Here is a 26325-nt window from a genome sequence, read left to right as displayed (position 1 = left end):
GCTTACGCTTTTTAATTATATATATTTAATGATATCTGCTTAGAAACAAAGATATTTTTCTAGTTCGATACCTTATCATTCTTGAAAAGAAAATTAATGTATTTAACAAAGAGTTACACTACTTATTCATGATTCATACACAGGGTTATCCACAGAATAAATAATCCACAACAAAATTTTATTAAAATATTTATAGATATATCAACAAGTTACATTAGACGGTTGCAGTTGCCTGAAATTAGGGACAAAGTTATGCACAATTAACATCCTGTTTACATTTCTAACATCATGAATATTCTGTTAAAATAGCTTTGCAATACTCAGCATGATTGCACTACGATGATTGAATAGTGATTAATAACTTAAATGACAATAAATAATATGAACCAAGTGACTGAAAGAAAACCTCTGACCGAATTTACAGAAAAAGCCTACCTTGATTACTCAATGTATGTCATTTTGGACAGAGCTTTACCCAATATAGCTGATGGCTTAAAACCAGTCCAACGTCGCATCGTTTACGCCATGTCTGAACTGGGATTAAAAGCTACAGCTAAATATAAGAAATCAGCACGAACTGTAGGGGATGTATTAGGTAAATTTCACCCGCATGGTGATAGTGCCTGCTATGAAGCAATGGTTTTAATGGCACAACCGTTTTCCTATCGGTATCCCTTTGTGGATGGACAGGGAAACTGGGGATCGCCCGATGATCCGAAATCATTTGCAGCAATGCGATATACAGAAGCTCGTTTATCTCCCTATGCAGAAGTTTTACTTGGTGAGTTATTACAGGGAACAGTGAATTGGGTAGATAACTTTGATGGCACTTTGCAAGAGCCTTCTTTGCTTCCCGCTCGACTACCCAATATTTTATTAAATGGAGCCACTGGGATTGCAGTGGGAATGGCCTCGGATATCTTACCCCATAATCTAACTGAGGTGGCTAATGCTTGTATTCATTTGCTGGATCACCCTCAGGCGGGTTTAACTGCTATTCGCGAACATATTCAAGGCCCCGATTTTCCAACACAGGCGGAAATAATTACCCCCAGCGAATCAATTACTGCCATGTATGAAACAGGAAGTGGTTCAATTAAAATGAGGGCAGTTTACATACAAGAAAAACATAATATCGTCATTACCGAACTGCCCTACCAGGTCTCGGGCGCAAAGATAATTGAGCAAATTGCTCTGCAAATGCAGCAGAAAAAAATCCCGATGGTCGACGACTTACGCGATGAGTCCGATCACGAACATCCCACACGATTGGTAATCATTCCTAAATCCAATCGTGTTGATACCGAAGGATTGATGTCTCATCTATTCGCCACTACGGATCTGGAGCGCAGTTACCGCGTTAACTTTAATATGATAGGCCTTGATGGCAAGCCACGGGTCAAAGGATTGGTCCAAATTCTTAATGAATGGTTGATTTATCGTTTGGCTACGGTAAAAAGACGTTTGCAATACAGGTTGGAGAAAGTTCTTGAGCGTATCCATGTTCTTGAGGGATTACTGATTGCCTACTTGAATATTGATGAAGTAATAGCCATTATTCGTGAGCATGATCATCCTAAACAAGGATTAATTGCTCGTTTTAGTCTGAGTGAACGACAAGCAGAAGCTATTCTGGAAATGAAACTGCGTCATTTAGCTAAATTGGAAGAAGTAAAATTACATGGGGAATTGGATGCACTCAGTGCGGAGCGGGATAACTTACAAACTACTCTAGCCAGTGAAACCCTTTTGAAGAAATTAGTTAAAGAAGAGATTATTAAAGACAGGAATGAGTACGGTGATGGTCGCCGTTCACCAATTATTGTCAGACAAGAATCTCAGGCGTTAAAAGAAGAGGATATTCTCCCTAATGAACCTATTACCGTTGTCCTGTCTAAAAATGGTTGGATAAGAGCTGGAAAAGGGCATGATGTTGATGGAAAGGATCTTAATTACAAAGCAGGAGATGAATTTAAAGCGCAGACTTTAGCTCGCTCCAATCAACAAATTGTATTTTTTGATAGTGAAGGCAAAGTTTATTCTTTGCCCGGACATGTACTTCCTTCTGCAAGGGGACAAGGTGAACCATTAACAGGTAAATTAAATCCTGCTGAAGGGATGGTATTTGAAGCCATAGTTGGGGGAGAGCCTGATCAAAAAGTTCTCTTAGCAAGTGATGCTGGGTATGGGTTTATTGCAAAAGTAAGTGATCTCTATGTAAAAAATCGTAATGGTAAAGCATGTATTAAATTACCCAAAAATAGTCGGATATTACCACCAAGACTTTTGCCAAATCACAATGAAGTATTTGTTGCTTGCGCTACCAGCGTAGGGCGCTTGCTTATTTTTTCGATTAACGAGCTACCGGCATTGTCGCGTGGAAAAGGGAATAAATTAATTAGTATTCCTTCCGCTAAAGCAATCTCTAGAGAGGAATATATAGTTGATGTACAGGTTTTATCGATTGCAGATTCACTAACTGTTCATGCAGGAAAGCGGCATTTTACTCTCAAAGGTGGGGATCTTATTCATTACAAAGGTGAGCGGGGACGAAGAGGTAACCATCTTCCCAGAGGATTGCAGAATGTAACTCATTTGCAGGTTACAGAAGCAGGATCGAGCTAATATGGAACTTCTATTAGAGGTCTCCGTGCAACTTGGGAGGCTTCAGTTTTGGTGCCCTTATTCTCCCTTACCAGGCAATAAGGTGATAAAGAAAAGTTTCCCGTGAAACATCACGTGTTGATGGGAGGACTCTGTTATCTACATGTCGTGACTTGTTCGCGTCATTCGCTTGGTGCAGTAAGGGTTTGGTTACTGATTTAACTTTCAGATTCAAGTTGTAGCAAGTGAGACATGAGTCGCTTCTGATCTTCTGGTAGCTGAGTTAGTTGAAGAGTAGCTAATCCGGCTGCTTTATATAATTGCTCTATAATCGGGTCCTTTATTGCCCTCAGATGCAGAGCAAGTGTTTCATAATCACCGCGCATTATTGGTCCAGTGAGCGCCTCGGATAGTAACCTTGTCTCTTGTATGTTATTTAAATTTCCCTGCATTAATTTGCACATGATGTGTCGGGCGTGCTTTTTGTCTATGCCGGACTGAAGAAATAAGTGTTCACTACAAGAGGCTAGAGTAATTAAATAATTTGATGCCATGCACGCAGCAGCATGGTATACGGTTTTAGTTTCAGGTTTAAGGGTGATGATATTGGCCCCCAGACTGGTAAAGGTGCGGTGCAACCATGCACAGGCCTGCTCATCTCCTTCTACAACACAGTCGATAAGATTAAAAGCATTTGCATCTAAATAGTCTGCCTTAAATGCCTTTATAGGATGGAAACTCGCAACCAGGCATTTTCGTTTTTTCAGAGGTGTTAGCAGCGTTGAATTTAATACACCACTACAGTGGAAAACCAGACTGCCTTCTTTTAATAATGAATGGTTCTCCAGATTGGCGACTGTTGATTTAATTGAGTCATCATTACAAGTAATCCAGGTAATATCTGCACGAGACAAATCGCTGATTTTATTTACTGGATTGCCTGAACCAAGTTGGAGACATGCCCTCTCGCCACTTTTGAATGTGCGATTATACACTGATTGCAATGAGGCAATGTGAGCTGTTGAAAGTGACAGGGCAACATTTTTACCCAGTCTTCCTGCACCGATAATATTAAATTTCATATGTTCCTATTAGAATATCTAAATAATTTGGAAAAGAGGTTAATAGTTTATACAAGGTGAGCCTCTTATAATAAAAAGAGTATGGTTTATGATAAGTTAAGGTGAAACTTTATTTTCTATAATTAAGAGAGCCCCATGCTTTTTTTCATGTACCAACTCTAATTCCCACGTCTAATGTTTTATTTGTTTTGAGTTAAACTCTTTTTCCTGGACTATATGTTTTATTGCCTTAAATGTAGTTCCCATTTTATTTATTTCGATAAACGGATGCAATAATATCAATAGATCGACCATAAAAAAGGCATAAAATATTAAAAAAACACAATTTATTCAAATATCTGCAAATAAACATCACTATTATGCATCATTATTGTTTATAATGTCTGTAATTTAGAGCTAGAGATACCTGATTATGGTTTATTTATTACAAGGCAAGGCGCCACAATTATTTCATGCTTGCAATCAGGAGTGGATGCTGGGAACAAGTGCTGAGCACTATCTAACGACAGGAGATATGCTCCAGACCAGATTTCTTGGTACCAATGTCCAGGCAAGTTATTTTATCAAATCCTGGGGTGCCGAAGCGCAAAGTTCTTATTTAAGTGGAAATATGTCTGCTGGTAATTTGTATTGGTTTATGGGCGAGGCTAACCCTTTAATAAAGGATAATGAAACCCTAAAGGAGTATCAAGAAAATTTTGTTCATCTACATTTTGCTTATGTAAATGATAAACAAGAACCTTGTGGTTTAATGTTAATGTACAGGCAAGATGAACCAAAACAATGGATGTTGGGTCTGGTTAAAAATAATCATCTTGCCCCAGAAGCAAGAACAGTTATACTTTTATCCGGTTGTGATTTGACACCCTATGTCCAAAGAACGACAGCACAAGATGTTGCAGTCTCTTCAACAGATCCTTTACAAAATCCATTAATGAATCAAATTGACTTTCCGTTTATCTATAATTGGCTGCAAAATATAATCAAAAAGGAGACGGGAGAAATTGATACCAAGGCGTTCAGGTTGGCTCACCTGACACGTTTGATGCCAGTTACTGATCAAGCAGCAAAGGGTGTGGAGCCTATAAATTTTAATGAATTTGGACTTGAAACACTACTTGCAGAGAACCCCATTCTGGACTTATTAGCTGAATATAAGATTATTTTATCTGCCGCCATGTTAAACGATTGCTTATCAGAACATGGCGGATTACGAAAGGAAATTGAAAACACTCTCTTAAGTGATGATGCACGAATCAATAGAAGTATATTGCAAATGGTAGTTTTATTTTATGAAGAGCAAGTACTGAACGAAAACAGAGTTTTCTTACAAAAAAATGTGTTTGCAAAAACTATGAATGGTGCATTGTGGAACAGTGAGCAAGTCCAGTTGATTCCATTTATGCTCAGAGAACACTATGATGAAAAGCTATTGCAGTTAATTTTAGCTGAGGAAACATATTATAGTTCTATCCAGATGCTTGTTAAGCTAGGTTGAACTAAACCGCCTAGCGGCGGTGGCAACCTCTAAACCCTTGTACACATAGGCCTCAAAGTATTGTTCCAGTTCTAAACAACCCGCGAATCTATATTTGTTCTTTTAAGTGCCAAACTTATAGTGTCTTTGATTCATTATAGAAGGAACTACTATGAGTAAGTTAAGTAACAAAATGAATAATGATATGCTTTTACATGGCTTTAGTTTTAATACAAGAAAGTCATATATTACAAGTATTCGTCGTATGGCTAATTACTATAATCGATCTCCTGATAAAATAAGCAATGATGAAATTGAACAATACCTCTTACATCTTTTAAAAGATAAAAAATTCTCCTATTCAACCTGTAATTGCCTAGTGTCTGCTTTAAAATTTTTTTATGAAAAAACCTTAGGTCATCCAAACACTTCTTTTTGTATCCCTATAGTAAAACAACCACAAAAATTACCGGAGGTTCCTAGCCGTCAAGAGATTCAACAGCTTTTTTCTGTCGCTCATGACGTTAAATACCGAGTTATATTGATGTTAGCCTATGGTTCTGGTTTACGAATTAGTGAGATCGCTAATTTAAAAATTAAAGACATCGATAGCGAACAAATGTGCCTTAAAATAGAACAGGGGAAAGGCCAAAAAGATCGATACACGGTACTACCACCCTGTTTATTAATAGAGTTACGCCAATACTGGAAAGCTTATCATCCTAAAACATGGCTATTTTCTCTTACAGATGGTACTGAGCCAATTACAACGCCTTCTATTCGCCGTATATGGCAACAGATAAAGGAAAAAGCAAACCTCCACCACTGCGGAGGTATTCATGGGCTCAGGCATGCTTTTGCAACGCACATGCTAGAAGATGGGGTCGATTTATATACCATTAAACAACTTTTAGGCCATTCTTCCATCCGCACCACTACACGCTATCTTCGTTTAACCAAACTGCGTTTGGCAGAGACTCCATCACCGCTCGACTCGCTCCTTTTAACCCAAGTACCAAAATCTTAAATCATGCACCAGCCAAAACAACATAGGGGCTTAAAACCACACTTGGAACTTGCTGATATTTTCCGCAATTATAGCCAAACCTATAGGAGTAATCATAAACTGTGCAGCCAACAGTATAAAGCGATACGGGCTATTGTTGCTTGTCGTACTGCTTGTTTAGGAGGTCATCTCTCCCGATGCGATAAATGTTACTACGAATCAATAAGTTATAATTCATGCCGTAACCGCCATTGTCCAAAATGCCAGGCAATGCAAAAGGAACGTTGGATTGATGCACGTACAGAAGAATTATTACCCACAGGATATTTTCATGTTGTTTTTACCCTACCTCACCACATTAATCCTCTTGCTCAAGGAACACCGGAACTCATTTACAATTTATTATTTCAAACGGCACGTGACACATTATTACAATTTAGTGCAAATCCCAAATGGTTAGGTGCTAAACCAAGTATTACTATGGTTCTTCATACTTGGGGACAAAACCTGGAGCAACATATCCATGTGCATTGCATTATAAGTGGTGGTGGATTAACAAAAAATAAGCAATGGAACCATGCTAAAAGAGCATTTCTTTTCCCGATTCGTGCACTATCTAAAGTTTTTAGAGGAAAATACCTGGAACAACTTAAGGTCTTATTAAACAATCGCGAAGTATGTTTACCTAATGGCTCTACTAATAAAGAAACCATTCAACAACTTATCTCATTACTGTACGAAAAGGATTGGATTGTTTATGCTAAACCTCCCTTTGCAGGACCAGAACACGTTCTGAAATACCTTGGACGCTACACCCATCGAATTGCTATTGGAAATCAGCGATTAGTCGCTTTTCAAAATAATACAGTCTCATTTAAATGGCGTGATTACGCAGACAACAGTCAACCAAAAATAATGAAATTAAACGTCAATGAATTTACTCGACGTTACCTGTTGCATGTCTTACCAAAGGGATTTCAACGCTTACGACACTATGGGATTTTAGCAAATCGTTATAAATCCATAAACCTAAAACAAGCACGAATAGCACTTAATCACCCTGAAATGAAGCCAAAGAGAAAAGAAAAAATCCATGACTTAATGCTACGACTGACAGGAATAGACATAACTAATTGTCCACGCTGTGGTTCTGGACGATTAAATATAGTTGAATCGTTTTTAGCTAAGTGGGTCACTCATTCTGGAGATCCTCCAATCGAGTTGGGAGTTATATGAAGATAAATAGTGTACATTTAATAGCTTATAATATTAATGAAGGAGCATGGCTAACTATGGCAGTTTTCGTAAAAAAATCGTCTTCCCTCATTAATCAAGGAAGAACCAACGCAAGAATCTATTTAAAAAAGTATGACCTAGGTGGAAATGCCAACATAAGTACATCTCGTTTAACACAACTGCCCATGATAAATTTAATACAAACCCCATAGTTCTTTACCACAAAATCGGCAGTTTAGCTCAACAAATCTTATAGACTGACACTTAATCCAAAATTAATCGGCAAGATCGCTATGTGTCAGTCTATAAGAATCTAAGTGTTATGCAGCTGATATCCGATTATTTTTTGCTGCTCCAGAAAAGTGCAAAGAATTGGAATACATTCATCGTTTAGAACATGTTGATGCCAAAAAACTATGTCTTATTTTTTGGGCTAAAAGCAATTTAAAGATCGAAGGTTATAAGAAAATAGTGGCGGAAACTGTAGCCTTTCCTTTGCTTGCCGAAACTTTAGTCGCTTTAGATCAAGGAGAAGTAATTCCTGTTGAAACTTTGAAAAAACTGGCACTCAATCCCTTAGAACATCAGCAACAATCATTTTTACACCATTTCTCAGCCCAGATTGCCAAGTTGGATTCAGTAAAATCTTATTTAAAGAAACTGAATGTTGAAGAGTTAGCAGAATTGATTAAATCATTCTTTGTCCTCAAAAAAACAGGCGTGCCTGTTAGCGATAAATATACTCTAGCTTTAAGGAATAACCGGAAGGGACAATTGTTACGCTTATTTTTACCTAACTTAGAAAAAGTCGATAATATTTCTTATCGCAAGGAATTAATAAATGTTCTTTATACAGGAGTTATCTATGGTCCGGTGCGGCAAGGTATGATAATTAAAAATATAACAGACCGCAACTTATTGGCTTTAGCCAAAAATTTGCATGAACGTTTTATTTGTGCAAAACAAATACAAGAGTTGAATTTCAAAAAAGAAATAGTTGCTTTGGCTGCTGAAGATTCAGGAATAAAAGGGCGTCGTTTAAGAAAAATCATCCTGCAAGTCGAGGAGAAATGTAAATTTGTCCACGAAAGATTACGTGTTTCTGTTGCAGATCAGAATATGGTTCGCCAATGGCAACGCGCAGAGAAAAATTATAGAATCATGTTGTATTGTATCGCTTATGATGGTCTTACTCAACTGGATGTGGATGTACGGGGCAGAATTGCTCAGGAAGAACGAAAAGTATTAGATATATTAGATCCAGAAGTTACTTCATTTTTAAAGAAAGCGTTTATCGTAATTGCCAACATAGTAATTACTGCATTAACTTTGGGTATAGCCAATAGCATTAAGATGTCATCTACGGGAAACTATTGGTTTTTTAATCAAACTCGATTGGGGGAACAAATACGTGCTTTGGATAGAGAGGTTATCGGGGTGATTGATTTACCCAGGCCAGACCCCGTTCTAAGTGCTTAACTGGATGAGGGAAAGGGCCCTGCTCCCTCTGGCTGAATCTAATACGGGCTATTTTATAAGTTGTTTTTTTATATCTTTAATCAAGCAAAAGAAAAAATGTTCATTATAATTTCAGAACCCCCCTTATTAATAACGAGTTGTATGAAAATCACTCTTGAACTTCCTGATTATTTCTGCTTAATATGATGCATGTACGGATGGAATCGAAAAAGGGATTGGATATATGGGGATACCCAAAAAAGGACTCAGGCGAAATCACTTACAAGATTTAACTGCTGGTCAGGCTATTGACGGTTCTCATCCAATTATTCGGGTTAAATTCATAGACGATGGAAATGCTAAAATCGGCTATTTTAAAGAACTAGAGCCTAAAAATCATTATCCTGAACTCCTCGCTAAAATAAGCGTAGGCACTTCTCATTTACAGCGACTATTTCTCGGAAAAAACTGTGCTGAAGAGCGGTTGGTATTCAATGATAATGATGAATTAGTTGGAACTTTATCAATAGCTATTGATGGTTTCAGGCCCTTTAATTACAGTAGTGAAGCGGCGCCCCTTGATCCTTCTGTTAAAGAACAGGTTGTGCCCAGTACAAAAACTTTGCTTGAAAAAAAGCATGTGGAAGCGGCTTTTGCTTTTTGGTTTGGTGATAATGATGATGGACATCCCCATAATAATGGTTTTGCAGGGGATGCCTCAGTTATCCTGGATTTCGATATGTTTTTTTATTGGTTCACCATTTTGATGAAAGAGCCGAGACCTGTTGTTGGTGTTCCTAAAAAGAGTATTGCTTTATCTGTCCGTGATTGGGAAGGTTTTCCCAATGTTAAAGATTCTAAACCTTATCATTGGTTTACTTTTTTACATCCAGGACAAGAAAGCTTACCGCTGCAATCCACCCTTTTAACTCGAATTCTCCCCAAAAATTATGCTGATCCCACACAGTTTGAGCAACTGGCACATGAGTCGGAAGCTCATGAGCAAAAATTCGCAGTTGCCATGAGAGCGCTATTAACTTATCAGCCCGAAGCAACGCGAAAGCGTTTAACCGAGCTTTTTGGCGACATGACCTTAAATTACACCTCTTTAGATGAGACCGATCTTGGTTTACGGTTAGCTTATGAGAAAGCATATCCCGAATTGTGTAATGAGACGACTAATAGCAAGCCTTTTGTTGAGTTTTTGTTGAATATGTATCAAAAGCATTATGATAATTTATATCGTGTGGTTGTTTTTTATATGGGATGTGAAAATAATGGATATGGCGTTTCACTACCGGCCACGTGCACTGCTCTTTACCGCAAACCCTCGTTTTATAGAAAAATAGAGGAGTGGGTAAAAACACAAAATGAAACACTGTACAGCAAGGATGATTCAAGTATCAAATACGATTTGCCAGAACTGCAAAAGCGCTATCATCAGATCTGGCGTGATGCTCATGCGCCCACAGTAAAGGAATTATTACATAGCTGTTATCAATTAACTAACAAGGTCTTGTTTCAGGTATCTTCGCAAGTGGTCGTGGCAGAAGTAGAGGGAAAAAAACCAACCGATGATAATTTAACCAGCGCTTGGGAAATGATAAATGCAATGCCCGAGTTATCAAAATCTAAAATTGAGCCCTTGATTCTTGTAGATAAAGAAAGTAAGTTTCGCGAGGGGTTACTGTTGCTTGTTGAGTTTGCCAACACATTCCATGCTCTGACCAAGAACTATTATGAAAAAGAGCGTAAAGACTTAACTGAAGAAGATAATCTTAGTTTTGCCACCCAACTAAAGCAATTATACGATAAATTCGACTTGCCGCTGCGTAAAAGTTTATTCCATACCACAACTCATGCTGCTGAGTTTAATCGAATTTCCATTCTTCTGAAACAATTTACAGAACAGGTAAACTTCCAACTTCATCTAACTACTACCGACGAGCAAATGAAGGCTGTTATAAACTCAACCGCTCCTAAAGAGGTGTTGCCACATACTGATGACAGCGTAATAAAACAGTATAATGACTCTTTATTTTTATGGGCAAAGGGACTAAAACCAGAAGAGTTCAGTGGTTATATTAATGACATTATTGATGCTCATTACGCGCCCTATGTCTCTGCTCTTTCCAAGCGGCAGCGTACTCAGCCAGTTAAAGATTATCTGCTCGCCAGCCAAGATGAGAGTGGTGATAACCGATTGGCCCATATTTTCAGTTCGGGTACGGTAGAAACAGGAGAGCTAAATCAACTGCTTATTCAACACCTTACCCGCCATATGCTTCAAAGCTATCCTTTGCCTAGCGTGTGTAATGCTATAAGAGAGGGGGCTTTTAAGAAGGACGTATTGCTCTATACCGCAGCAACGGTATCCTTTGCCAAAAATGATAAACGTTTTGTCCATCTTTATTGCGATGAAGGGGTAAAGTTATTTTACAAGTCTGTATATGATTGGGTGGATTCTTTGCCACAAAAAAAATTTAAAGGGATAATAAATTCGGCTCTTCATGATTATGAAGAAAAGTTATGGTGGGGTACTTCAAGGAGATCGGAGGTAGAGGGCTATTTTAAAACATCTACAAGCCAAGCCCAAATTCTTGCCATGATTTTTCTTAAAGGAGAAAAAACATCTACCTTAAATGAGAAATTATTTCAGAAAATAATTGCAGGGATGAAATCAGAAATCAATAGGGATGAAAAGAAGCAAAAATTACCAGGCAACAGACTTATTATGCAATTTAATCCCGCAGAAGATGTAACTATTTACGAAGTACTAAAAACTTATGCAATAGGCCCATCCCACAAACAAGGATCGGTGACAACCACCTCTTCCCTGGTCCATTAAAATAATCTAGTTATTAATCCTGTAAGCGTGTTCTTCTTGTGACAATAGAGGGTGCTTTAGGTTATGATCTTTTTTTTTCAGGAACTGTGAGTACATTGTATGTTTTTTGATTTATTAAAAACTTTTCCACAATATGTCATTCCACAACACGGACTTACTACTTTTGCTGGTTGTGTGGCCAATGTCAAAAACCCAAAAGTAAAAAATTATATTATTGAGCGTTTCATCAGAAAATATCAAGTTAATATGAGAGAGGCGTTAATCGAAGATCCCAGTGCCTATGCTTGTTTTAATGATTTTTTTATTCGTCATTTAAAACCTGAGTGCAGACCTTTGTCTCAAGCAGACATTGTTTCTCCAGTAGATGGTTGTATCAGTGAAATTGGCTCAATAAAAGAAGGGCAATTAATTCAAGCTAAAGGACGGTCCTATTCTGTAGAAGATTTTCTGGCTTGCGATAAAGTCATGGCCAAGCAATTTGTTGACGGGAAATTCGCTACCTTATATTTGTCACCTAAAGACTACCATCGCGTTCATATGCCCATGGAGGCCGAGCTTAAATCGATGATTTATATCCCAGGCGCCTTATTTTCTGTGCAGCCGACTACAGCACGGGTTGTGCCCAAATTATTTGCTCGTAATGAGCGGCTTGCAGTATTTTTTGAGACCAGAGTAGGCCCTATGGTGATGGTTCTGGTTGGTGCAACTATAGTGGGTGCTATAGGAACAAGTTGGCATGGTGATTTAAAGCGAGCCAAAAAAAAGGTTGTTTTTGATTATGCTGACAATCCCATGCACAAAATTCTGGCTAAAGGGAAGGAAATGGGTTTTTTTAAATTAGGCTCTACAGTAGTGTTGTTGTTTGCCAAGGGTCATAAGCTGCACTGGGGCGAAAGTTTAAAAGCAGGAAATACGATTTGTTTGGGCCAGGCAATTGGGAATATTATCTAATATTATAATGGTACCGAGAAGAGGACTTGAACCTCCACGGGGTTGCCCCCACTAGCACCTGAAGCTAGCGTGTCTACCAATTCCACCACCTCGGCATTGGGCGCTAAGGTACGCACATTTTTCTCTTCTGTCAATAGACTTTGCGTCCGATATTTATCAAAAGCTCATCGGAAAAAGAAATGGCTTAAAAAGGCCTGTATTTTCATACTGGATTTCAATCTGAATTAAATTGGGAAATTCAAGTTAAAGAATAGGGATAGCCGGCTTTTAAAATACGCTCTCTGACTCCTTGCCATTCACTGGTTTCCGGTGGAAGCTCTATAGCAATACATATGGCATTTGAAGCATCAGCTTTTCTTAGTTGATAATACAAATCGAAAGCTACAACTTTAGGATTATCCACCAAAAGATGAAAGTGTTTGCTTTCTACAGTTTCAGGTTGCTTAATCGCAAGGACGTATACATCGCCCACTCTTTTTTTGCAAAATTGGGTCAGAATTTCATATTGATCAAAATAGTAAAGTTTTTTTTGTGGTTGATAGTGGCTTTCTAATTTTCCAGGTACGCGAATCTCATTTTCATTAGTAGAATAGTCAGTAGAAACTACTGCTGCTATTGCTTTTTCGTCAATAAGTCCATGACGTAAAATTTGATACTGATTATGCTGGGTCACATTGACTATTGTTGATTCTATCCCTACCTGGCATCGCCCTCCATCTAAAATCGTTAATTCGTGATCGTGAAACGCTTGTTTTACATGTAATGCAGTTGTTGGACTGATTTTGCCGAAGGGATTTGCTGAGGGTGCAACAACAGGGGCATCGAGTTTTTGTAGTAAGCTCTGAGCAAAGGGGTGGGCTGGACATCTTATGGCCACAGAAGTTTGGCCACCGGTAATTAACGGGTTAATTTGGTCTTGTTTAGCTTGTAATACTAAAGTCAGAGGCCCTGGCCAAAATTTTTCAATTAACTGTTGAGCATACTCAGGAATTTCTTCAACAAGTTCACTTAGGTCATAATCATGCGCCACATGAACAATCAGAGGATGATTAAGGGGTCTTTTTTTCATTGCAAAAACGGCTTTAATTGCATTTGGCTTATTGATCATTGCTGCTAATCCATAGACAGTTTCCGTAGGTATTGCCACAGGTTTTCCTGCTTGTAAATCCAAAACAGCCAGCTCTAGATTGGTGGTAATTAAAGGCATAAAGAGGTCTCAAGTAGTAAATTAGCTAACAAGATGAATCTACCGATTAGCATGGATTAAAAAATATTGGCCTATATTATTTTTACACAATTCGGGCTATTAATGGAATAGGAGAAGATAAAAAATCAGTATTTAACAAGCATTAAGAGCCATTATGATAAAGAAATACTTCATCTCGGTCTCTTTTGCCTTTTAATCTTTACAAGCATAGAATGTTCGTACTATAAGAAATAGGGAAGTTTTAGTGTTACTTAAATTGATAGAAAAAATAGTAGATACTTATTTTGCTGTTATCCCCAGGAAAAAACCTTATCCTGAGAATATTAATAACGCTCGGTTAATTGCTCATAGAGGAGCTCACGATAATCAGACTATTGTCGAAAATACTCGAGAAGCGTTTAGATTAGCAGAAAAGGCCGGTTGTTGGGCGATAGAGCTTGATGTGCATGCGACAGAAGATAACATTTTAGTGGTCAATCACGATCCCACCTTAAATCGCTTGTGGGGTCAAGATGCTGCCATTGCTCATTTAACGTTCAACTCCTTGCGTTCCCTTGTTCCTGAAATACCCTCTCTTGCAGAAGTAATCGCCGAGTTCGGGGGGAGAGTGCATTTGTTTATTGAATTAAAGGCTCATTTCCACGATGAGAATGTTTTGGCACAGGAACTGAAAAATCTAAAACCATGTAGGGATTATCATCTACTTTCTCTGGATCCCATGATTTTTAGTTCTTTATTACAATTTCCAAAAAAGTCGTTATTGCTGGTTCCCATTCATAACAACGTTAAGGCATTTTGCGATTTAAGTATTAAAAACAATTACGGTGGGGTGATGGGAAATTACTTATTACTAACCAGGAAACGACTAAACCAATTAAATAAAGCACAGCAGCTTTCAGGGGTAGGTTTTGTGAATTCGAAAAACAGTTTACTCAGGGAATTAAATAGAGATATAAAATGGATATTTACAAATCAAGCGGTAGTTCTCGCTCGCTATTTGCATCAATTACGACATCACTAAAGGGTAATGAATCATAATATTACCCGAACCTTGATACTCTAACCCTCTGAATTCATTCTCCTCTCACCACCATCAAGATGCGAGATTGTGAGCTTACCGATCTTTTATATTTTCAATACGGGGAAAACATTTAATTTCTATACACCCCATGTTTTCATAGATAAAGATTTAGGTGGCAATCAAGTTCAAAAGCAAGGGTTCTTAAAAGATTGAAATCCCAATATAGATGGAAAAAAATCAATGGTTTGCAATTTTGGACAGCATAAAAGAAGCTGCTACATTGGGAAGTGAATCGCAGAATTTTGGGTGAGTTAATGCTGCGCGCCCTTCCTCTTGAGCGATACAGCTCCTATGACACCGCGTTTATTTTGGGCTCTCTTTTATCGCTCGGGGTGAGGTTTATTAATTATGTAGTAAATTGACTGATAGTCAGAGTCAGACGTTTTACCAGTTCCTCTATTTCGTCTTCATTAATTATCAATGGGGGTAGAAGTCTTATTACCGTTTCGGCTGTAATATTAAAGATTACGCCGTTAGCCAAACCCACCGCCCTGATGTCGGTTGCTGGTCTGTCCAATTCTATGCCTATCATATAGCCTTTGCCGCGTATGGCTTTTACGTGAGGATGCTCCCCAAGGTTGCGTATTAATTTATCCATTAAAATGGCACTGTTTTTAGTTACTTTTTCACACAGCTTATCACGTTCTATGACTTCCAAAACCGTTAAGGCAGTTGCACATGCCAGAGGGTTGCCGCCAAAAGTTGAACCATGATTTCCTGGTTTAAATAAATTAACCGCTTTTTTGCTCATTAAACAGGCACCGATGGGCAATCCGTTCCCAAGCCCTTTAGCTGTGGTGAGAATGTCAGGCTGGATATTGTAATGCATACAGGAATAGAGTTTTCCTGTACGACCATTTCCTGTTTGAATTTCATCTAAAATAAGCATCCAGTCATGTTGTTCACAAAGTTGTGCCAGAGCACGCAGGTACCCCTCTTCTGCTGCATAAATCCCTCCTTCCCCTTGGATGGGCTCAATCATGACCGCCACTACATCCTCTCTATTGGCCGCAATCTTATGAATGGCCTCCAGATCATTGAATGGAGCCCGAATGAAGCCTGGCACAAGTGGTTCAAAACCGGCTTGAACTTTGCGGCTTCCTGAAGCGGTTAGGGTTGCCATGGTTCGACCATGAAAGGCTCGTTCCATAACAATAATTGAGGGTGTTTCAACTCCTTTGTTATGCCCAAAAAGACGAGTTAGTTTAATGGCTGCCTCATTAGCTTCCGCTCCCGAATTGGCGAAAAAAACTTGCTCCATCCCCGCCATCGTCGTGAGCTTAGCAGCGAGGAGTTCTTGTTCTTTAATGTGAAAGGCATTAGAAGTATGCAGTAATTTGGATGCCTGTTGTTGTATGGTACGAGTGACATCGGGGTGAGCATGACCTAATCCGCAAACCGCTATTCCGCTTAAGCCATCAAGATATGCCTTGCCCTGTTCATCATATAGCCAAACCCCTTCACCGTGAGTGAAGGTAATCGGCATGGGGTTATAGCAAGTAATTAAAGCCATGATCTCTCCCGGTTATCTTTTATTTCAAATTTTTGGTAACAAATTCCCAATTGGCTAATGACCAGAAGCCATTGATGTAATCAGGTCTTGCATTTCGATAATCAATATAATAAGCATGTTCCCACACATCGCATGTTAACAGAGCGGTCAATCCATCAGTCATGGGAGTGCCTGCATTACTGGTACTGATGATTTTCAGAGTTCCTGCAGAATCTTGAACTAACCATGCCCAACCTGAACCAAATGTAGATATTGCTGTTTGAGTAAATTTTTCTTTGAATGAAGCAAAAGAATCAAAATTTTTATTGATTGCTTCAGCTAATTTACCGGTAGGTTCGTCCCCGCCGTTGGGGCTAAGACAATGCCAATAAAATGTATGGTTCCAAACTTGAGCTGCGTTATTAAAGATACCTCCTTTGGCTTTTAGAATGACATCCTCCAATTTCATTGATTCAAATTCAGTACCAGCTACCAGTTTATTTAAATTGGTGACATAAGCCTGATGATGTTTCCCGTAATGATACTCAAGTGTTTCCTCGGAAATATGAGGTGTCAGCGCATTCTTGGCATAAGGCAGAGGCGGTAAAGTAAATGTCATTGTAATCTCCTGAAAGTTATAAGGAGTTAGTGTAGCAGGATGGGCGTGATATTCAATGCAGTGACGTTCTATTTATTACTCCTTCACCCGGTATTTCATGAAGAATAACTGAGTTGTAGCGATGGTCCAGAAAAAAAATTAATCAATTAGTGAAAAGTAACAAACAGATTGTTGCGCAAAAAATGAACTCATAATATAATGCAGCTACTCGAAAAACTTTTTTGTTGTGATGCCGTTTGTAGTATTCTTAATCGTGGCAAATGATTAGTTGCGGGCTTAGCCGGTTTTCGCCATAATTAGTTCTATGTTATTTATTAAAAGGTGCATAAGTGGATACTTTAGATAAAATTAAAAAGCAAATTGCCGAGAATGCAATCATGCTTTATATGAAAGGCACACCTAAGATGCCACAGTGTGGATTTTCAGCCCGAGCAGTACAATGCGTAGAGGCCTGTGGGGTGGATTTTGCCTATGTGGACATTCTCGCCAATCCTGATATTCGCCAAACACTGCCTCAAGTATCAGATTGGCCTACCTTTCCCCAGTTGTATGTCAAAGGTGAGCTGGTTGGTGGGTCTGATATTATTGCTGAAATGTTTCAGCAAGGTGAGTTAGAGCCTATGTTACGTGATGCGATTGCTGCATAATTATAATAATAAGCACAGGAAGTCCTGTGTTTTGCAATGGAGATCATAGAATGAGTGTATTAGTAGGACGTAAAGCTCCTGACTTTACCGTAGCCGCAGTGATGGGCAACGGTGAAATTGTAGATAAATTTAATTTACATGAGCATTTAAAAGGTCAATATGGATTAGTATTTTTCTACCCTTTAGATTTTACTTTTGTATGTCCTTCCGAATTAATTGCTCTCGATCATCGTATCGAAGAGTTCAAAAATCGTAACGTCGAAGTGGTTTCTGTTTCTATTGACTCTCACTTTACTCACAATGCTTACAGAAATACACCCGTAAAAGACGGCGGCATTGGTCCGGTTCGTTATACTATGGCTGCTGATATGAATCATAGTATTTGTCAGTCTTATGGCATAGAACATCCAGTTGCCGGCATTGCTTTCCGTGCTGCATTTATTATCGATACTAATGGTATGGTCCGTTCTCAAATCGTTAATGATTTACCTATAGGTCGAAATATAGACGAAATTATACGCACCATAGACGCCGTACAATACTTTGAAGAGCATGGTGAAGTATGCCCTGCCGGATGGAAAAAAGGCGATGCAGGCATGAAAGCTTCTCCAAAAGGAGTTGCAGCTTATCTGTCAGAGCATGCAGATTCTTTATAAAAATTAACTCTTGAACCGCCAGAAATAAGCCCCTGGCGGGTTTCATCCTGTCACTTCTAAACTTTATTACTGTCTATTCCTGTTTCATCTTGCGCCATTGGTTAATCATTTCACAAAATAAGTCTGCTGTTTTTTCTGCATCATAAATTGCTGAGTGTGCTTCGTTTGTATCGAACGGGATTTTTGCAGCCTGAGCTGCTTTGGCTAAGACAGTTTGGCCATAAACCATCCCTCCAAGGGTTGCTGTATCGAAACAGGTAAACGCATGAAACGGGCATTTTAGGCCGGTTCTTTTAATGGCTTCCTTCACAAATAACAAATCAAACCAGGCGTTATGACCGACTAAAACGGCTCTTTGGCAGCGCGCTTTTTTAAGCGCCATATTAATTGGTTTAAAAAGATGCTCAAGAGCTGTTTTTTCATCAACGGCAAAACGAAGAGGTTGAAAGGGATCAATTTGATTAAAGGCCAACGATTTTGGGTCAAGCTCAGCTCCTGAAAAAGGTAAAATATGCTCAAAATGGCTTTCACCTCGATGAAGAAGGCCTTGATCATCCATTTCAAGCAAAACAATGCACATTTCCAAAAGAGCATTTTTCTGAGGTTCTATTCCAGCTGTTTCCACATCGACAACTACCGGTAAAAAGCCACGAAATCGTTCCTTGATACGATGACTTAAGATACTATCAAGTGGGTTCATTTATGCCCCACTGTATGGTTTCTCCGGCGGCTATAGGAACCACTTGGTTTGGGCCGAAAGGCATTGAATCGGGTATTTGCCGGGGTGATTTAATAAGCTCTATTTCTTCCCGATTAAGGGGCAGTTGATAAAATTCAGCACCAAAGCGACTGGTAAAATAATTGAGTTTTTCCAGCTGATTGAGTTCATCAAATATTTGGGCATAAAGTGCCAATGCAAATGGGGCTGAGTAAATGCCTGCGCAACCACAGGCATTTTCCTTAGTGTTCACTGCGTGTGGTGCGCTGTCAGTTCCAGCAAAAAACTTGGGGTTGCCACTGCTGGCGGCAATTTGCAGGGCTTTTTGATCTTTTTCATGCTTTAAAACAGGCAGGCAATAATAATGGGGTCTGAGTCCCCCCGCCAGTAGTCTATTACGATTATATAACAAATGATGTGGCGTTATGGTGGCTGCAACTGTTGCCGGAGCTTGGGTGACAAAGTTAACAGCTGCCAGTGTTGAAATGTGTTCCAGCACTATTCTCAATTTAGGGAAATTAGCCGTTAATGGTTTTAAATATTCTTCGATAAATAATGCCTCACGCTCGAAAATATCACCGTGAGTAACTTCGCCATGGATTTGCAGGGCCAAATTTTTATTTTGTAATATTTCAAAAAGAGGGTAAAGAGCGGTTAATGATTTTGCTCCAGCTTCGGAATTAGTGGTAGCTCCTGCAGGATAGAATTTTGCTCCTAAAATATAGGGAATTGAAGCTGCCTGGTGTAGCTCGTCAGCGGTCACTGACTCATTGAGATAAAAAGTCATATAAGGATTGAATGACGCCGTTTTGGGAATTGCGGAAATAATTCTATTTCTATAATTTTCAAGGGCTGGCAAAGTGGTCAAGGCGGGCTTTAGGTTAGGCATGATTAAAGCGCGGGCAAAATGTTTTGCTGTGGCCGGAACTGTGTGAAGTAACTGATCTCCATCCCGGAGGTGCACATGCCAATCATCAGGACGATTGATAATCACAGTTTGCATAATAAAGATTCCTGAACTATTGCCGATAAACAAGGATAACATGAATTAGGTCATTGGGATGAGCAAAAAATGGCGTTTGGACATAATACCAGCAAATTTATAAAGAGAGGCATGATGAGTTATGTACTCGCCGTTAGCACCTCTTTTGCAGTTCCTCATGTTGATTTTTTAAGCCCGATGGGCGATGAGAAATGGCGAATGAGCGGCAATCCTATTCGCTGTGGTTTATCACTGATGATTCCTAATTATGGCATTGGCTATTTTGAACAGTATGCAACCAGGCCACCACATTTTATTTTACGCAAGTGGGATCAAGTTCAGCGCGCCTTGCCTGCCCAGGTTCTGGCGAGACCCCCTGTTTGGAAACCCTTTGGACAATCCTTTGTGGTGACTCGAACATTTATCAAACCCGGGGCGTATGGAATTTTTTTACCCCGTGAGCCGACTTTAAAGTTGCTAACTTATTTATCCCAGGGTTACCAGGCAAATTTTAACTATCAGTCCGAGGAGGGATTTGCTATTACCGTCGCTCTTTCTCCAATACGATTTCAAAAGGTATACTCACGTTATCAACGTTGTCTGGGAAATTTATTGTCGTTTAATTACGACCAGGTAAAGGAAAGTGTGTTTCACTTTGATGTGGACAGTAGCCAGTTAACTGATGCTGATAAAGATCAGTTAAGACGGATTGCTCAATATGCGGCAGCCGATGTACAGATTGAAGTAATTAGAATAGTTGGCTATGCTGATGAAAGTGGCCGAAAGGGCTATAATAACGCCGTGTCGCAATTTCGCGCTGAGGCAGTAAAGCATTATTTATTGTGGCTTGGAGTACCTAAAAGGAAATTATCGGTTACTTGGTATGGTGCCCTGAAACCTATTGCCCGAAATGATACGGACGAGGGGCGAGCTGCAAACAGACGTGTTGTTGTCAATGTGCTCAAAAAATAGCGTGAGTGAGCAATAACAATATATCCCTATGAAATTATTGATTTTTTTTGCACTAAATTCTTGACTTATGTAAAATCCCTGCAGATACTGGTATCGTTGCATGCTTCGAACCTAAGCGACGAATGCGTGCTATTGACAACTCCAACGGTGAGTTATCAATGAAATGGGAACTCAATAATAATCTAGTGGAGACAAAGCATGTTTAGTTTGAAAAAAACAGCAGTAGCAGTACTCGCTTTAGGAAGCAGTGCAGTATTTGCTGGTACCATGGGCCCAGTTTGCACACCAGGAAACGTAACCGTTCCTTGCGAAAGAACTGCATGGGATATCGGTGGTCAAGCATTGTATCTGCAACCAGTTTATGCTGGAAGTAACAATAATTTCGCTAATTTAGATGATTTTCTTACTTTTGGCGCTGTTAACGGTTACTACAATAACGACAACAACAACTGGAATTGGGGCTTTAAATTAGAAGCTTCTTATCACTTCAATACTGGTAACGATGTGAACATCAACTGGTACCATTTGGATGTTGATAACAACGACCACTTTAACGACGTCTTCGGTTTTAACATCAACCGTGCCAGATGGGATGCTGTTAATGGTGAGTTAGGTCAGTTTGTTGATTTCAGTGCTAACAAGAAAATCCGTTTCCACGGTGGTTTCCAATGGGCACGAGTTACAACTGGTGATAACAACAATAACAACTTTGTTGTATTCAATCCTCTTCACTCAACATTCAACGGATTTGGTCCACGTACTGGTATCGACATGAACTATGTGTTCGGTAATGGTTTTGGTGTATATGCTAAAGCAGCTACTGCAATTTTAATAGGTACTCAGAACAACCAACTGAATAACGTAGCTCCAGCTGGATTTGTATTCGATTCATTGAATGCTATTGTTCCAGAAGTTGAAGCTAAGTTAGGTGCTGATTACACTTATGCTATGGCACAAGGTGATTTGACTATAGATGCTGGTTACATGTGGTTTAACTACTTCAATGCTGTGAACAATGGCTTGGCTGGATTTGGCGCTGGTGTTAACCAAACTAGTGACTTCGCTGCATCTGGTCCATACCTTGGCCTGAAGTATGTTGGTAATGTATAATTTGTTAACTTTTTAAGAAATTTCAGCAATACTGTTGACTTTATCAAAGTCCAGCTGGATAATTTATCCAGGTACGCTCTCGATTAGAGCGAAAAATGCGTACTGTTGCTGATTAGTTTAAATTGGTAACGAACGGAAATTAATAATAAAAAAGTGGAGATAAGCATGTTAAATTTGAAAAAAACAGCGGTAGCTGTTCTTGCTTTAGGTAGCAGTGCAGTATTTGCTGGTACCATGGGCCCAGTTTGCACACCAGGAAACGTAACCGTTCCTTGCGAAAGAACTGCATGGGATATCGGTGGTCAAGCATTGTATCTGCAACCAGTTTATGCTGGAAGTAACAATAATTTCGCTAATTTAGATGATTTTCTTACTTTTGGCGCTGTTAACGGTTACTACAATAACGACAACAACAACTGGAATTGGGGCTTTAAATTAGAAGCTTCTTATCACTTCAATACTGGTAACGATGTGAACATCAACTGGTACCATTTGGATGTTGATAACAACGACCACTTTAACGACGTCTTCGGTTTTAACATCAACCGTGCCAGATGGGATGCTGTTAATGGTGAGTTAGGTCAGTTTGTTGATTTCAGTGCTAACAAGAAAATCCGTTTCCACGGTGGTTTCCAATGGGCACGAGTTACAACTGGTGATAACAACAATAACAACTTTGTTGTATTCAATCCTCTTCACTCAACATTCAACGGATTTGGTCCACGTACTGGTATCGACATGAACTATGTGTTCGGTAATGGTTTTGGTGTATATGCTAAAGCAGCTACTGCAATTTTAGTAGGTACTCAGAACAACCAACTGAATAACGTAGCTCCAGCTGGATTTGTATTCGATTCATTGAATGCTATTGTTCCAGAAGTTGAAGCTAAGTTAGGTGCTGATTACACTTATGCTATGGCACAAGGTGATTTGACTATAGATGCTGGTTACATGTGGTTTAACTACTTCAATGCTGTGAACAATGGCTTGGGTGGATTTGGCGCTGGTGTTAACCAAACTAGTGACTTCGCTGCATCTGGTCCATATCTTGGTCTGAAGTATGTTGGTAATGTATAATTTCTTAATTTCTTAATTTATTAATTAATTAATAAATTAATTAAGATTTATAATAGAGCTCATCATATAAATGATGGGCTCTTTTTTTTAGGAATGGAGTTCATATGTTGAAAAAGACAACTTTAGCTGTAATTGGATTGTCAGCAAGTAGTTTTGTCTGCGCCGGTACTATGGGGCCAGTTTGTACCCCAGGAAATGTGACTGTTCCTTGTGAAGCAAACCAATGGGATATAGGTATCCAGGCGCTGTATTTACAAGCAATTTATGGTGCTAGTAAAGAGAAGGCTGCAGTCAATCAATTCAATCAAGCAGAAAATGACTGGAATTGGGGGTTTAGAGCAGAAGGTTCATATCATTATAATACGGGCAGCGATATCAGTGTCAATTGGACCCATTACAGCAGTCATACCGATCAGACAGGATTTATTGGGCTTGTTCCAGTGCCTCCATTTGTAAGTCCATTTGCCCAAGCGAATCAGAATAGATTGGATCAGATAAACGTAGTCGCGGGTCAGCATGTTGATGTGGGACTGGTAAAAAAAATGCGTTTCTACGGGGGAATGCAATACGCAATCATCCAGGCAGAAGCAACTAATTATTACCCAAGTGCGGTAATTTCAGCTTTGTTAACATCTCCAATTAGCTTGTTTGATAACACTGATTTCAAAGGATTTGGCCCGGTGATAGGAATTGATTATTCTTATGCCCTGACATCTGCCTTAAGCGTAACGGCCAACAGCGCCGCTTCAATTCTTTATGGAACCAGCCGCTATGATGCGGGTTATGTTGCTTCGAGTGTTGGCTTGGTGCTTGCATCAAGATATAGAACCATAAAGAAAGTGGTCCCTGCTTTTGAAGCGAAGCTTGGCTTGAACTATGCGTACAATATGCCGCAAGGAACACTCAATTTTGAAGGTGGCTATCAAGTAATAAATTATTTTAATGTATTACAAGCCCAACCTCTTCAAAATATACTCAACCCTGTGGTTAATGCGAACTATGGACTCTATGGTCCCTACTTTGGTTTTAAATATCTAGGCAACGTATAATTGAGAATTAAATCAAAAAACCCATCGCAATGATGGGTTTTTTTTTCCAAAAAAAGTCTTCATCAACAAGTCATAACGCCCACCCAACCTCTTTAATAAAAGAAAAGAGAATCTGCACAGTGAAGAATTACAAAAAAAGGAACTAAGCCATAGCAGAGCGATCACTATGCTCAATATGATGCTTCTTTGCGCTTAACACAAGAAACTATAAATTTAACATACATTATATTATATGGTGAGTTAGATTAAATTTAGGCCTAGCCTTCCAGAATTTGACGCGATATAATCCACCGCCTATTCGATAAGAAGAAAAATAAAACGCAGGAGTATCCGCATGCAGTTTAGAAAAATCATATTGGCTCTGGCCTGTATATCCTCGCCATTGTTTGCCGAAAATGATCAGCAGCTGCTTCAGGAAATTCAACGATTACAAAAACAAACACAAGTGCTGCAGACACAGCTAAATAAACTGCAAAAAAAAATGGTATCTCATCATGCCCATCATGAAGAGAACAAGATGAAGAATAAAGAAAAAAAAGCAGCCATTACCACTTCTTCAGACAAAACAAATCACTATCATTCAAGTCGAGTAACCGTACATGCTCCTGAATTACATCCAGAGTCTATCGGTTTTTATCCTACAGCTTTAGTTGCTGAAAATCGTGTGGTAACTTATATTGCCGGTACACCAGTCGTAACTTCCCCGTATTTGGGTGATAGGCCAGCTTTTGATGGCTCAGATTATATTGTAAACATTTCAAGTATTAACCGCGATATTCGTTTAATGCAGCAACGTCGCCGTTTATACGAGGCGTATAAACGTATAGGCTATCCTGTTCCGCACATGCCCATCATAGCGCTCAGTGGAAAATCGGAACCTGTGGGTGTGACAAATAGTCCTTTCCGTGGAAATATTAGTGGAGATATTACCTTAGGTTCGAGCGAATTAGATGTTGCTGCAGCTTTAAATCAGAACGTAGAAGCGTATATGTCCATAGCCTATGACGAAACCCCCCCGGCAATTGGACCAAGGATTAATAATTCGGCTTTCAATTTGAACATGGGATTTGTAAATATAGGGAATCTGGATAAGAGCCCTGTTTATTTTACCGCGGGGCAACTGTATGTACCCTTTGGACGGTATGCAAGCTCAATGATCAGTCCCTCTCTCACCATGAATTTAGCTCGAACTAAAACACGGCCTTTTATTTTAGGGTATAAATCTCAGACAGATACTGGACCATTTGCCGCCGTATATGTTTATCGAAGTGATACTATCTTAGGTAAATCTGGGGTTGGCGGGGTGAATTGGGGTTATAACTACGAATATAAGGGTATAAGTGGCGAAATAGGAGCCAGTTATATCAGTTCTATTGCTGATGCAGCCGGAATGCAGAGTACAGGTGCTAATATTGGTACAACCTTCGGTGGGTTTGGTTCGTTCACCAATGGAAATGAAGCGGTTCGCAAAACTCAAGCTGCAGATGTGCACGCTAATCTGAATTTCGACCGTTACAACCTTGCAGCGGAATGGGTGGGGGCTGTCCAACGCTTTAGACCCCAGGATCTGAGTTTTAATGGTTTGGGAGCAAAACCACAAGCCGTGCAGACTGAGTTGGGTATGACATTTAGGGCTTTCGATAGACCATCATCCATAGGCATAGGATATCAATGGTCGAAAGGTGCTCTGGCCTTGAATTTACCCCAACATCGTTTCATTAGTGTATTTAACATATCCATGTGGAAAGATACTGTAGAAAGTTTAGAGTACAGGCATGATGTCGATTATAATATTTATCAATTTGCAAATGGAGCAGCTCCTGATGGCGCTGTGAATGCTACATCTTTTGGTACAGGCCGCTCAGCAGATACGGTATCAGCCCAAATAGGGGTGTATTTCTAAAACAAATAATAACGGTTTGATAACAATTGCTCATTAATATCCTGCAAATCAGTCGCCAGGGTGACGGACTTGTCAAAGATAAGTGTTAACTAACTCTTATGTAAAAGCCTGTAAATAGATAATGGATTGTAGACTATAAAATTGTGATAG

Annotated in this window: 21 protein-coding genes and 1 tRNA gene; 15 read left to right on the top strand and 7 right to left on the bottom strand. The window is 39.3% G+C overall.

Annotated elements, in window-relative coordinates:
• Positions 1-381: 381 nt before the first annotated feature.
• On the top strand, positions 382-2625 hold the full coding sequence (gene parC / locus HRS36_RS17500; RefSeq protein WP_173238586.1) for a DNA topoisomerase IV subunit A: 2244 nt from the start codon (positions 382-384) through the stop codon (positions 2623-2625).
• A 197-nt stretch (positions 2626-2822) separates the two neighbouring features.
• On the opposite strand, the gene HRS36_RS17495 is transcribed toward parC, so the two are convergent.
• Entirely contained in the window at positions 2823-3686 is an 864-nt protein-coding gene (locus HRS36_RS17495) for a Rossmann-like and DUF2520 domain-containing protein (RefSeq protein ID WP_173238372.1), read from the bottom strand.
• Positions 3687-4098: 412 nt separating this feature from the next.
• On the opposite strand from HRS36_RS17495, the gene HRS36_RS17490 reads away from it, so the two are divergent.
• From HRS36_RS17490 to asd, 6 genes are all read left to right on the top strand, one after another.
• On the top strand, positions 4099-5184 hold the full coding sequence (locus HRS36_RS17490; RefSeq protein ID WP_173238371.1) for a hypothetical protein: 1086 nt from the start codon (positions 4099-4101) through the stop codon (positions 5182-5184).
• Between the two features lie 151 nt (positions 5185-5335).
• Entirely contained in the window at positions 5336-6190 is an 855-nt protein-coding gene (locus HRS36_RS17485) for a tyrosine-type recombinase/integrase (RefSeq protein ID WP_173238370.1), read from the top strand.
• Positions 6191-6193: 3 nt separating this feature from the next.
• On the top strand, positions 6194-7405 hold the full coding sequence (locus HRS36_RS17480) for an IS91 family transposase (RefSeq protein ID WP_197933200.1): 1212 nt from the start codon (positions 6194-6196) through the stop codon (positions 7403-7405).
• A 372-nt stretch (positions 7406-7777) separates the two neighbouring features.
• Entirely contained in the window at positions 7778-8884 is a 1107-nt protein-coding gene (locus HRS36_RS17475; RefSeq protein WP_173238369.1) for a hypothetical protein, read from the top strand.
• Between the two features lie 223 nt (positions 8885-9107).
• The gene (locus tag HRS36_RS17470; RefSeq protein WP_173238368.1) at positions 9108-11711 is read left to right on the top strand and encodes a hypothetical protein; all 2604 of its coding nucleotides are present in this window, start codon (positions 9108-9110) and stop codon (positions 11709-11711) included.
• A 99-nt stretch (positions 11712-11810) separates the two neighbouring features.
• A complete protein-coding gene (gene asd / locus HRS36_RS17465; protein WP_173238367.1) occupies positions 11811-12662 on the top strand; it encodes an archaetidylserine decarboxylase in 852 nt (283 codons plus the stop codon).
• A gap of 8 nt (positions 12663-12670) precedes the next feature.
• Here the strand turns inward: asd and HRS36_RS17460 are convergent.
• Positions 12671-12757, bottom strand: a tRNA-Leu gene (locus tag HRS36_RS17460).
• Positions 12758-12900: 143 nt separating this feature from the next.
• Positions 12901-13869, bottom strand: a complete 969-nt coding sequence (locus HRS36_RS17455) for an L-threonylcarbamoyladenylate synthase (RefSeq protein ID WP_173238366.1) — start codon at positions 13867-13869, stop codon at positions 12901-12903.
• 244 nt (positions 13870-14113) lie between these two features.
• On the opposite strand from HRS36_RS17455, the gene HRS36_RS17450 reads away from it, so the two are divergent.
• The gene (locus tag HRS36_RS17450; RefSeq protein WP_173238365.1) at positions 14114-14890 is read left to right on the top strand and encodes a glycerophosphodiester phosphodiesterase; all 777 of its coding nucleotides are present in this window, start codon (positions 14114-14116) and stop codon (positions 14888-14890) included.
• 406 nt (positions 14891-15296) lie between these two features.
• On the opposite strand, the gene HRS36_RS17445 is transcribed toward HRS36_RS17450, so the two are convergent.
• Together HRS36_RS17445 and HRS36_RS17440 are read right to left on the bottom strand one after the other, a co-directional pair.
• Complete coding sequence (locus HRS36_RS17445; protein WP_173238363.1) at positions 15297-16463, bottom strand: aspartate aminotransferase family protein; 1167 nt, start codon at positions 16461-16463, stop codon at positions 15297-15299.
• A gap of 19 nt (positions 16464-16482) precedes the next feature.
• The gene (locus HRS36_RS17440) at positions 16483-17061 is read right to left on the bottom strand and encodes a superoxide dismutase (protein ID WP_173238361.1); all 579 of its coding nucleotides are present in this window, start codon (positions 17059-17061) and stop codon (positions 16483-16485) included.
• Between the two features lie 377 nt (positions 17062-17438).
• Here HRS36_RS17440 and grxD point away from each other — a divergent pair, with 377 nt between their 5' ends.
• Together grxD and HRS36_RS17430 are read left to right on the top strand one after the other, a co-directional pair.
• Complete coding sequence (gene grxD / locus HRS36_RS17435; RefSeq protein ID WP_267313972.1) at positions 17439-17708, top strand: Grx4 family monothiol glutaredoxin; 270 nt, start codon at positions 17439-17441, stop codon at positions 17706-17708.
• Between the two features lie 50 nt (positions 17709-17758).
• Positions 17759-18364 carry a peroxiredoxin gene (locus HRS36_RS17430; protein ID WP_173238357.1) on the top strand — a complete coding sequence of 202 codons (606 nt, stop codon included), beginning with the start codon at positions 17759-17761 and terminating at the stop codon, positions 18362-18364.
• Between the two features lie 73 nt (positions 18365-18437).
• Here HRS36_RS17430 and rnt read toward each other — a convergent pair whose 3' ends face one another.
• Positions 18438-19064: a ribonuclease T gene (rnt, locus tag HRS36_RS17425; protein ID WP_173238355.1), complete on the bottom strand. Its 627-nt coding sequence runs from the start codon at positions 19062-19064 to the stop codon at positions 18438-18440.
• Entirely contained in the window at positions 19051-20085 is a 1035-nt protein-coding gene (gene pyrC / locus HRS36_RS17420) for a dihydroorotase (protein WP_173238353.1), read from the bottom strand. The genes rnt and pyrC overlap by 14 nt, the downstream gene beginning before the upstream one ends.
• A 111-nt stretch (positions 20086-20196) precedes the next feature.
• On the opposite strand from pyrC, the gene HRS36_RS17415 reads away from it, so the two are divergent.
• The 5 genes from HRS36_RS17415 to HRS36_RS17395 all read left to right on the top strand — a co-directional run bounded on the left by HRS36_RS17415 (position 20197) and on the right by HRS36_RS17395 (position 26175).
• The gene (locus HRS36_RS17415) at positions 20197-21036 is read left to right on the top strand and encodes a flagellar protein MotY (RefSeq protein ID WP_226905518.1); all 840 of its coding nucleotides are present in this window, start codon (positions 20197-20199) and stop codon (positions 21034-21036) included.
• A 198-nt stretch (positions 21037-21234) separates the two neighbouring features.
• Complete coding sequence (locus tag HRS36_RS17410; protein ID WP_173238349.1) at positions 21235-22146, top strand: Lpg1974 family pore-forming outer membrane protein; 912 nt, start codon at positions 21235-21237, stop codon at positions 22144-22146.
• A gap of 165 nt (positions 22147-22311) precedes the next feature.
• Positions 22312-23223: an Lpg1974 family pore-forming outer membrane protein gene (locus HRS36_RS17405; protein ID WP_173238347.1), complete on the top strand. Its 912-nt coding sequence runs from the start codon at positions 22312-22314 to the stop codon at positions 23221-23223.
• Positions 23224-23327: 104 nt separating this feature from the next.
• Positions 23328-24272, top strand: a complete 945-nt coding sequence (locus HRS36_RS17400; RefSeq protein ID WP_173238345.1) for an Lpg1974 family pore-forming outer membrane protein — start codon at positions 23328-23330, stop codon at positions 24270-24272.
• A 334-nt stretch (positions 24273-24606) separates the two neighbouring features.
• Positions 24607-26175, top strand: coding sequence for an LbtU family siderophore porin (locus HRS36_RS17395; RefSeq protein ID WP_173238343.1), 1569 nt, complete (start codon positions 24607-24609; stop codon positions 26173-26175).
• Positions 26176-26325 lie beyond the last annotated feature (150 nt).

The sequence above is a fragment of the Legionella antarctica genome (genome assembly GCF_011764505.1).
In the GTDB taxonomy this organism is placed as follows: Bacteria; Pseudomonadota; Gammaproteobacteria; order Legionellales; family Legionellaceae; genus Legionella; species Legionella antarctica.
The sequence above is the reverse complement of the archived record's forward strand: the minus strand, read 5'-3'. Positions and strand labels throughout refer to the sequence as shown.

Bases quoted from the DNA above. Each gene is read 5' to 3' on its own strand.
- HRS36_RS17430 (WP_173238357.1), top strand. From the start codon at position 17,759: ATGAGTGTATTAGTAGGACGTAAAGCTCCTGACTTTACCGTAGCCGCA.
- HRS36_RS17455 (WP_173238366.1), bottom strand. From the start codon at position 13,869: ATGCCTTTAATTACCACCAATCTAGAGCTGGCTGTTTTGGATTTACAA.
- HRS36_RS17485 (WP_173238370.1), top strand. From the start codon at position 5,336: ATGAGTAAGTTAAGTAACAAAATGAATAATGATATGCTTTTACATGGC.
- HRS36_RS17440 (WP_173238361.1), bottom strand. From the start codon at position 17,061: ATGACATTTACTTTACCGCCTCTGCCTTATGCCAAGAATGCGCTGACA.
- HRS36_RS17400 (WP_173238345.1), top strand. From the start codon at position 23,328: ATGTTGAAAAAGACAACTTTAGCTGTAATTGGATTGTCAGCAAGTAGT.
- HRS36_RS17495 (WP_173238372.1), bottom strand. From the start codon at position 3,686: ATGAAATTTAATATTATCGGTGCAGGAAGACTGGGTAAAAATGTTGCC.
- HRS36_RS17490 (WP_173238371.1), top strand. From the start codon at position 4,099: ATGGTTTATTTATTACAAGGCAAGGCGCCACAATTATTTCATGCTTGC.
- HRS36_RS17415 (WP_226905518.1), top strand. From the start codon at position 20,197: ATGATGAGTTATGTACTCGCCGTTAGCACCTCTTTTGCAGTTCCTCAT.
- HRS36_RS17470 (WP_173238368.1), top strand. From the start codon at position 9,108: ATGGGGATACCCAAAAAAGGACTCAGGCGAAATCACTTACAAGATTTA.
- HRS36_RS17410 (WP_173238349.1), top strand. From the start codon at position 21,235: ATGTTTAGTTTGAAAAAAACAGCAGTAGCAGTACTCGCTTTAGGAAGC.
- rnt (WP_173238355.1), bottom strand. From the start codon at position 19,064: ATGAACCCACTTGATAGTATCTTAAGTCATCGTATCAAGGAACGATTT.
- grxD (WP_267313972.1), top strand. From the start codon at position 17,439: ATGCTTTATATGAAAGGCACACCTAAGATGCCACAGTGTGGATTTTCA.
- pyrC (WP_173238353.1), bottom strand. From the start codon at position 20,085: ATGCAAACTGTGATTATCAATCGTCCTGATGATTGGCATGTGCACCTC.
- HRS36_RS17405 (WP_173238347.1), top strand. From the start codon at position 22,312: ATGTTAAATTTGAAAAAAACAGCGGTAGCTGTTCTTGCTTTAGGTAGC.
- parC (WP_173238586.1), top strand. From the start codon at position 382: ATGAACCAAGTGACTGAAAGAAAACCTCTGACCGAATTTACAGAAAAA.
- HRS36_RS17395 (WP_173238343.1), top strand. From the start codon at position 24,607: ATGCAGTTTAGAAAAATCATATTGGCTCTGGCCTGTATATCCTCGCCA.
- HRS36_RS17445 (WP_173238363.1), bottom strand. From the start codon at position 16,463: ATGGCTTTAATTACTTGCTATAACCCCATGCCGATTACCTTCACTCAC.
- HRS36_RS17480 (WP_197933200.1), top strand. From the start codon at position 6,194: ATGCACCAGCCAAAACAACATAGGGGCTTAAAACCACACTTGGAACTT.
- asd (WP_173238367.1), top strand. From the start codon at position 11,811: ATGTTTTTTGATTTATTAAAAACTTTTCCACAATATGTCATTCCACAA.